The sequence below is a fragment of the Kitasatospora sp. NPDC048540 genome (assembly GCF_040651175.1).
Lineage (GTDB): Bacteria > Actinomycetota > Actinomycetes > Streptomycetales > Streptomycetaceae > Kitasatospora.
In genome coordinates this window covers 23,799-31,578 of sequence record NZ_JBEZIR010000103.1, presented here as the reverse complement: position 1 = coordinate 31,578, position 7,780 = coordinate 23,799, and the positions used below count along the sequence as shown (strand labels likewise).

Annotated in this window: 7 protein-coding genes; 2 read left to right on the top strand and 5 right to left on the bottom strand. The window is 74.9% G+C overall.

All coding sequences use genetic code 11. From position 1 onward, the window contains the following. Positions 1 to 461: 461 nt before the first annotated feature. Both AB0D08_RS30470 and AB0D08_RS30465 read left to right on the top strand, forming a co-directional pair. Positions 462 to 1,484 carry a M4 family metallopeptidase gene (locus AB0D08_RS30470; RefSeq protein WP_033821090.1) on the top strand — a complete coding sequence of 341 codons (1,023 nt, stop codon included), beginning with the start codon at positions 462 to 464 and terminating at the stop codon, positions 1,482 to 1,484. Between the two features lie 104 nt (positions 1,485 to 1,588). After that, positions 1,589 to 1,855: a protealysin inhibitor emfourin gene (locus AB0D08_RS30465; RefSeq protein WP_033821089.1), complete on the top strand. Its 267-nt coding sequence runs from the start codon at positions 1,589 to 1,591 to the stop codon at positions 1,853 to 1,855. A 12-nt stretch (positions 1,856 to 1,867) separates the two neighbouring features. Here AB0D08_RS30465 and AB0D08_RS30460 read toward each other — a convergent pair whose 3' ends face one another. From AB0D08_RS30460 to AB0D08_RS30440, 5 genes are all read right to left on the bottom strand, one after another. Then, positions 1,868 to 2,449: a hypothetical protein gene (locus tag AB0D08_RS30460; protein ID WP_033821088.1), complete on the bottom strand. Its 582-nt coding sequence runs from the start codon at positions 2,447 to 2,449 to the stop codon at positions 1,868 to 1,870. An 84-nt stretch (positions 2,450 to 2,533) separates the two neighbouring features. After that, complete coding sequence (locus AB0D08_RS30455; RefSeq protein ID WP_051812688.1) at positions 2,534 to 4,012, bottom strand: insulinase family protein; 1,479 nt, start codon at positions 4,010 to 4,012, stop codon at positions 2,534 to 2,536. Between the two features lie 55 nt (positions 4,013 to 4,067). Further along, on the bottom strand, positions 4,068 to 4,901 hold the full coding sequence (locus AB0D08_RS30450; RefSeq protein ID WP_033821087.1) for a phosphate ABC transporter ATP-binding protein: 834 nt from the start codon (positions 4,899 to 4,901) through the stop codon (positions 4,068 to 4,070). Positions 4,902 to 4,929: 28 nt separating this feature from the next. Beyond that, positions 4,930 to 5,907, bottom strand: a complete 978-nt coding sequence (locus tag AB0D08_RS30445; protein WP_359893408.1) for a sortase — start codon at positions 5,905 to 5,907, stop codon at positions 4,930 to 4,932. Further along, positions 5,904 to 7,730, bottom strand: coding sequence for a hypothetical protein (locus tag AB0D08_RS30440; RefSeq protein ID WP_359893406.1), 1,827 nt, complete (start codon positions 7,728 to 7,730; stop codon positions 5,904 to 5,906). Before AB0D08_RS30440 ends, AB0D08_RS30445 begins: the two co-directional genes overlap by 4 nt. Positions 7,731 to 7,780 lie beyond the last annotated feature (50 nt).

Below are 7,780 nucleotides of genomic sequence, written 5' to 3'. Positions count from 1 at the left end.
CCGGCAGGTCGACGGAGCCGAACGGTACGTAGCGGTGGAACGGCATCCCGGACGGCTGCTGCAGCACGGTGGCCGCGGTCACCGGGGTGGGGCGGTCGTTGAAGGCACGGGCGATGGCGGACTGCTCGGTCATGGAGGACTCTCGGCTTCCGAAGTCGATTGCGGGCTGGGTCGGGGCGGTGGACACCCGACCGGGCCGACTGCTGCGCCGCATCGAACAGCATCACTGACGGATGCAAGGGCACAGCACAGTCCCCGCGGCGAGGGAGCCGGCCTTCTCTGGATCTAGAGGCCCTCGCCGCGGCAGCTAAGAAGAAGCAGCCCGTAACGCATGATGCAGCCCAGCGTAACCCAGCTCCCGGGGCGCACGAAGTGAACCGCACCACGATTCCACCCCTTGAGACGTCCGGTCACTGCGCGCGGTGGTGACAAGAAGTCATGGATGCGTCACTCTTGGCAACATGACTGCTGCCGCGCGCCGCTGCACGATCGTGCCGCCCTTCGTCCTCGACCGGCTCGCCGAGCAGGGCCACGAGGCCGCCCGCACCTCCCTCGCCCTGGACACCCTGCACCGCGAGAGCCGGCTGGCCACCGCCCTGCCCCCGCCGCCCCCGGCCCACCACCTCACCCGCACCATCGGCGACGCCCGGCACGGCCGCCGGCTGCCCGGCCGCACGGTCCGCGCCGAGGGCGGCCCGGCCACCGCGGACGCCACCGTCAACCGCGCCTACGACGGGCTCGGCGCCACCTTCGAGCTGTTCGAGCAGGTCTACGGCCGGCACTCGATCGACGGCGCCTGGCTGCCGCTGGACGCCACCGTGCACTATGGGGTGGACTACGACAACGCGTTCTGGGACGGCAGCCGGATGGTGTTCGGGGACGGCGACGGCGAGATCTTCGTCGACTTCACCAGCTGCCTCGACGTGATCGGCCACGAACTCGCCCACGGCGTCACCCAGTACACCGCCGGGCTGGACTACCAGGGCCAGAGCGGCGCGCTCAACGAGTCGCTCTCCGACGTCTTCGGCTCCCTGGTCAAGCAGTACGCCCTCGGCCAGAGCAGCGACCGGGCCGACTGGCTGATCGGCGCCGGACTGCTCGCCCCCGGCGTGCACGGCGTGGCGCTGCGCTCGATGAAGGACCCGGGCACCGCGTACGACGACGAGCGCCTCGGCAAGGACCCGCAGCCCGCCCACATGGACGGCTACGTGGACACCGCCGACGACAACGGCGGGGTGCACATCAACTCCGGCATCCCCAACCACGCCTTCTACCTGCTGGCCACCGCGCTCGGCGGGCCGGCCTGGGAGCGGGCCGGCCAGGTCTGGTACGACACCGTCACGGGCGGGCACCTCGCCCACGACGCCGGCTTCGCCGACTTCGCCCGCGCCACGGCGGCCGCCGCGCTGGCCCGCTACGACCGGACCGCCGCCGACACGGTGACCGCCGCCTGGTCGCAGGTCGGCATCAGCGCCACCGGCTGAACACCGGACCCTTCGCACGCGGGCCGGCCGGGAGCGGACCGGCCCCACGCGGAGTCTGTGAAAACACTCGGCAAAACGACCCACTCCGTAGCAAACTGACGACCATGCGTATCCAGGTGACCCGGACCGGCGGCCTCGCCGGTCGCGTCCAGCGTGCGGAGCTGGACACCAGCGAGCGCCGCGACGCACCGCACGTCCACGCCCTCGCGCGCGAGGCGGTGGCCGGCGGCCTGCGCGCGCCCTCGTACGGCGTGCCGGACGGCTTCCACTACGAGATCACCGTGGACGGCCGGACGGTGTACTGCGCCGACCCCAAACTGACCGACTCCCAGCAGGAGCTGGTCAGCCTGGTGCTGCGGGAGGGCGAGTAGCGGCGGCCCGGCTCAGCGGCCGCGGGCCTCGAACCGGCGCGCCTCCCGGCCCCGCGGCCCGGCCTGCTCGTACAGGGACTGGCCGACCACCGCGTCCGAGACGCCGACCAGGGCGCAGAGCCGGCCGAGCAGTTCGGCTCCGGAGGTCCGGCTGCCGTCGGGGGCCGGGTCGTTGCGGATCGCGGCCAGCGCGGCCCCCGCATCCGGCAGCCCGGCGCGGTCGGCCAGGCGGGCGCAGTAGCGGTCCCAGGACTCGCGCTGGGCGGCGTTCTCGGCCGGATCGGCGGGCGGTGTCCAGTGCGCGCTCCAGCCGAGTTCCTCGGTGTCCCCGTTGCCCAGCACCAGTGTCACGCAGGTCCCCCACTCGTTGTCCCGCAGCAGCCAGACCGGCTGCTTCAGCTCCCAGGCGAGGTTCCAGGCCGGGCCGACCAGCCGGCGGGAGGAGATCTTGCCGAACCGGGGCCTGAGCGGGTCGAAGAGCACACCGGTGCCGCGTTCGCCGTCCGGCAGCAGGTAGCCGCCCAGCTTCGACGGGCGCAGGGCGGTCAGCACCTGCTCTTCGGTGGCACGGGTGATCAGGGCGTAGGTGGGCACGGGTCGTTCTCTCCGGGTGCGGGGGCGGGTACGGGCGGCCGTACGGCGGGTGGGCCGACGGGCCGGGGCGGGCCGGCGGCCGGATCAGTCGGCGTTCTTGAAGGCGGAGGCCGGGTAGTGCAGTTCCGCGGGGACGGCCTCGTCGACGGCGGTCAGCGCCGGGCCGATCCCGGCGAACAGCTCGGGCATCACCGGGATCACGCAGTGGTTGCGGCCGAAGACCACCCGGCCGGGGGTGTGCACCTCCACGCCGACCACGTCGGCGAAGGCGATGTGGTGGACGCCCCCGGACGGCATCCGCGTCCAGAGCCCCTCGCCGGTCACCACCAGCCGGGCCCTGCGGGCCCCCGCGTCGGTCAGCCTGTCCCGCAGCGGAGCCCTGAACGTCCGCCCGCCCGCGGGGAGTCCGGCGGTCCCGGCGCAGCCGCCCTCGGGCAGCTCGGTGCCGTCGGCGCGCCGGGCCCCGGGCCGGGTCCCGATCGGCACCACCAGCAGGGCGCTGTCCATGGCCCGGGCGAAGGCCTCCCGGACCTGCTCGGGGGTCACCTCGTCGAGCAGGTCGAGCCGGTCCGCGACACTGCGGTAGCTCCAGCCGAGCAGTTCGGCGTTGGCGGCGAACTCCAGCTCCAGCGCCACCGTCCGGGGGTCGAGGAAGAACTCGCGGGTGCCCTCGGCCTCCTCCGCCACCTCCTCGGCGGACGGGCCCTCGGCGGCCAGCAGCACGGCCTGCTGCCAGAGCAGTTCGGCGACCTGCTGCTCCTCGCCGTCGCGGGCGTCCAGGTGGATCATCCGGTCGCCGCCGTCCGGTCCGGCGAGCGCGCGGTCGCAGGAGACGTCGTAGGACAGTCCGCGCTGGTTCCGGGCGACTTCGCGCAACCGCTCCTGGAGGACGGCCATGGCGAGCTGCAGGCCCTGGTCGGCGAGGTCGCCGTGGACTCCGAGGCCCGGCCCCGGCACGGTGTCCTCCTGCCAGGAGGAGGCCGTCACCAGGACCGGCTGGGTGCCGCTGCGGTCGGGGCGGTCGCCGGCGGGCAGCGGCAGCCGCAGGCCTGGCGGCGGCGGGCCGGTGAGGGTGAGGACGGCGTTGCCGGCGTGGAAGTAGCGGGCGGCGCAGTCCCGGACGGCGTCCAGCGGGATCCGGTCCGGGCCCGGGCCGCTGAAGGGGGCGAGGCCGAGTCCCTGGATGCCGTAGCGGTGGGTGAGCAGCGCGCCGGCGGTCGGGTGGGCGGCGCAGCCGTCCTCGGCGGCGAGCACGCCGCTCTCCCGGTCGGCCCGGTCGACCGGGAGGTCGGCGAGGGCGCGGCAGACCCGGTCCAGGAAGGCGACGACCTGGTCCGGGCGGCCGGTGGCGGTGAACTGGGTGAGTTCCAGGTCGACCTGGGCGTTGTGCTCGTGGTGCAGCCGCGGCAGGGTGCTCATGGCGAGGTGTTCGACCAGGTGGGTCACACCAAGGGTTCGGAAGGTCTCGTCCCGGGCGCCGCAGCCGAAGATCAGGGCTGCGGTCAGCGGACCCGGGGCATCCGCCCACAGAACGGGCACGTCATCGATGAGGTCACGGTGCACCGACCGATCATATGGTCAGGTCATGTGGCTCCCGATCACGGCCCGGACACAAGTGCTAGCCGAACCTTCCGTTTACGTAGTCGGAGGTCCGCTGGTCGAGCGGGGTGGCGAACATCGCCCCGGTCGGGCCGTGCTCGACGATCGCGCCGGGGGTGCCCTGTTCGGCCAGGAAGAAGGCGCAGTGGTCGGAGACCCGCTGGGCCTGCTGCATGTTGTGGGTGACGATCACGATGGTGACCTCGTGCACCAGTTCGCGGATGGTCTGCTCGATCCGGCGGGTGGAGGTCGGGTCGAGGGCCGAGCAGGGCTCGTCCATCAGCAGCACCTTGGGCCGGACCGCCAGCGAACGGGCGATGCACAGCCGCTGCTGCTGGCCGCCGGACAGCGCCCCGCCGGGCTGCCGGAGCCGGTCGGCGACCTCGCGCCACAGGCCCGCCTTGGTGAGGCACTCCTCGACCAGGTGGTCCTTCTCCGCGCGGGTGGCCCGGATGCCGGTGAGCTTGAGCCCGGCCACCACGTTGTCGTAGATCGACATCGCCGGGAAGGGGTTGGGCTTCTGGAACACCATGCCGATGTCGCGGCGGGCGGCGGTCAGCCGGCGCTCGGGCGCGTAGATGTCACCGCCGTCCAGCATGACCTCACCGGCCAGGCTCGCACCGGGGATCAGCTCGTGCATCCGGTTGAGGATCCGCAGGAAGGTCGACTTCCCGCAGCCGGAGGGCCCGATCAGGGCGGTGACCGCGCCCGCGGGCATGGTCAGCGACACCTGCTCCAGCACCTTGCGCGGGCCGAACCAGGCGGAGACGGCGCGGGCGTCCAGGGTGCCGGCCGGGCTCACGGGGGCGGGCAGGACGGCCGTGTCCACGACGGCCGGCTCGACGCTGGTCATCCAGCTCTCCTAGGGTTGTGACGGCCCATCAGATCAGGTTGGGGAGCAGCTGGGCGACCTGGTCGGCGACCGAGAGGCCGAGCACGGCCAGCACGGGCACACCGACGATCCAGGCCTGCAGCCGCCCCAGGCGGACCCAGGCCAGCGCCAGCGCGACGGCCGCCAGCAGCAGCGCCTCGCCCCAGAGCACCAGCGGGATCCAGGCGCCGCCGTCGGTGCCCATGGCGCGTTCGGCGGCGGGCAGCGCGTCGGTGGTGAGCGGGCGCGGGTTGGCCGGCCGGACGTCGTCCTCGGTGGCGGGGTCGTCCAGCAGGTCGGCGTCGACCAGCAGCGTCCCGGACGGGGCGTAGAGCGGGCCGTCGCCGGTGACCAGCTGCAGCCGGGACCAGCCGGCCTTGACCGGCGCCGGGACCGGGTCGCCGGCCCGGCGGACGGCGACCACCCGGTAGTCGTGGGCGCCCTGACCGGTGGTGACCCGGAAGGTCTCGCCCGCCCGCAGGCTGCCCAGCACACCGAACGGGCCGCCGAAGCCCGCCTGCCGCCCGAGCACGACGCTGGTACCGGCCTGACCGGGCATCGGGGTGTCGCGGCGGTGGCCCGGGCCGGACTCCAGCACTCCCCCGGCGGTGCCCTCCCGGATGACCTCGCGCAGGCCGAGCTGCGGGATCTCCAGCAGCGCGACCGGGGTGCCGGGGATGACCGGCCGGCCGTCCTTGTCGAGCTGCCCGATCGGGGTGGTGCCGGCCGCCAGGGTGGCGCGCAGGTCGGCGTAGCCGGTCTCGTGGTCGCGCAGGTGGCGCAGGCCGCCGAGCGGTCCGAGGTCCATCAGCAGGCCGAGCAGCAGCACGGCGGCGATGGCCAGCGCGGCGCCGATCAGTTGCGGCCGGTCGGGCAGCAGCCGGGGCCGGGCCGGGCGGGCCGGCGCGGGCACCAGGGCGGGCGGCGCATACGGGTCCGGCGGAGGAACGGGCGGGCCGGGCGGCGGCGGGGCGACGGCGGTGGTCATTCGGCGCTCCCCTGCGCGGCGGGCACTGCCTCGGCGGGGTCGGTCTCGGCGGCCTCGGCGGGCACGGGCTGCTCGGCAGGCTCGGGCTGCTCGGCGGCCTCGGCCGGTGCGCCCTTCGGGGCGGCCCCGCGGGTGAGGCGGCGGCGCAGCGGCGGCACGGCCACCCAGCCGATCAGCAGCAGGCCGCCGACGATCGCGGCCCAGGAACCGGCGCCCAGGCCGGACGCGCGCTGCTGGGCGGCGGTCTGCTCGCCGCCGCGGGCCGGGGTGCTCGCAGTGCCCGGGGCGGGCGCGGCCTTGGCCGGGTCGAGCGGGGCCTCGTGGATCACGCCCTCGGGGGCGACCGCGGCGGTCTGCCAGGTGGTCGGGGTGGTGAAGGTCAGGACGCCGCTGAACTCGCGCAGCGGCGCCGGGTTGACCTTGGCCCGGCAGACCGCGGTGATGGTGTACGCGCCGTGCAGGGCGCCCGCGCCGCTCCGGTTGGCGACCACCCGCAGGGTGTTGCTGAGCGGCAGCACGTACCCGCCGCCCGCGGCCTGCCGGTACGCGGTGGCGGCGACGGTGCCCGCCAGCGGGGCGCCCTCGGGAGGGAAGCCCTCGCCGGTGATCCGCATGCTCAGGTAGTCGGCGGCCGGGTCCGGGCAGGGGCCGGAGGTGAGCAGGTCGATGGCGTCGTCGTCGTGGCCCGCCGGGTAGTCGAAGGCGATGGTGCCGGTGTCGGCCGCCGCGGCGTGCGGGGCGCCGGCGAACTGGGCCGCCGTCAGCAGCGCGAGCAGCAGCAGGGCGGCCCCGACGGGAGCGGCCGCGGGCCGCGCCACCGGCCGGGCCGCGGCGAGCCGGGCGCGGCGGCGCCGGCCGCGCCACCACCAGGTGCCGCCGAGCGCGAGCGGCAGCAGCACCGCCAGCAGGGCCCACGGGATGTCGGCGTAGCGCTGCTTGTGGACGGTGCTGGTCAGGCCGGGGTCGCGGTCGCCGCCGATCGGCAGCGGGTCGATGGTGATGCCGGCGGTGCCGAGGAAGGCCGGGTAGGCGCCGGAGACGTCGACCCGGTACGAGACGGCGTTGCCGGGCAGCAGTTCCTGGAGGTCGGCGGGGGCCTGCCCGGTGGCGACCGAACCGAGCAGATTGGTGACCCGGACGGCCTGCTTGCCGCCGAGCCGGACGTTGCCGCTGTTGCGGACGGTGTAGCTGACGGTGGTGCGGCCGGTGTCGAGCGGGTTGAGGCTGGGGTGGTGGACCACCCGGGCGGACTCGACGGTGAGTTCGGCCCGCAGCGTCCCGGAGACCCGGATGTTGACCCGGGCGCCGACCCGCTGGTCGACGGTGACGGCGTTGCCCTGGGCGTCCTTGCTCTCCTGGCGCAGCGCGGCCACGATGCCCGCGGGGTGGTCGCCGGGGGTGGCGTCGGCGGGGACGGCGAGGGTGAACGGGACGATCTGGCGGCTGCGGGCGGGCACCGTCAGCGCGTCGGCGGCGGCCTTCAGCCAGGTCCCGGCCTGGGTGGAGGGCTTGCCCTCGGGCAGCACGTCGTAGCCGCCGGCGTCGGTGTTGAACGCGTCGGCCGGGTAGAGCCGCAGGGTGAGCGGCTGGTCGCCGTAGTTCCAGACCGCGACGTGGTCCTTGACCACCGCGCCGGGGGTGGCGGCGTAGGAGAAGGCGCCGCGGTCGTCCGGCTGGTCGGCACCGGACGGCTGGATGCCGAAGGTCTGCGCCTGCGGGCCTTCGGCGGGCGCCAGCTGCTGGGCACCGTACGCGGTCGTGCCCGGCAGCAGGAGCAGCAGGAGCAGCAGGGCGGGGACTAGGGCCAGGAGCCATCGGCGCATCGGCGTCGTCATCCTAGGGAGCAGGTGCGGGTGGGTGGGGCGGTCGGACC

Bases quoted from the DNA above. Each gene is read 5' to 3' on its own strand.
- AB0D08_RS30440 (WP_359893406.1), bottom strand. From the start codon at position 7,730: ATGCGCCGATGGCTCCTGGCCCTAGTCCCCGCCCTGCTGCTCCTGCTG.
- AB0D08_RS30470 (WP_033821090.1), top strand. From the start codon at position 462: ATGACTGCTGCCGCGCGCCGCTGCACGATCGTGCCGCCCTTCGTCCTC.
- AB0D08_RS30445 (WP_359893408.1), bottom strand. From the start codon at position 5,907: ATGACCACCGCCGTCGCCCCGCCGCCGCCCGGCCCGCCCGTTCCTCCG.
- AB0D08_RS30450 (WP_033821087.1), bottom strand. From the start codon at position 4,901: ATGACCAGCGTCGAGCCGGCCGTCGTGGACACGGCCGTCCTGCCCGCC.
- AB0D08_RS30465 (WP_033821089.1), top strand. From the start codon at position 1,589: ATGCGTATCCAGGTGACCCGGACCGGCGGCCTCGCCGGTCGCGTCCAG.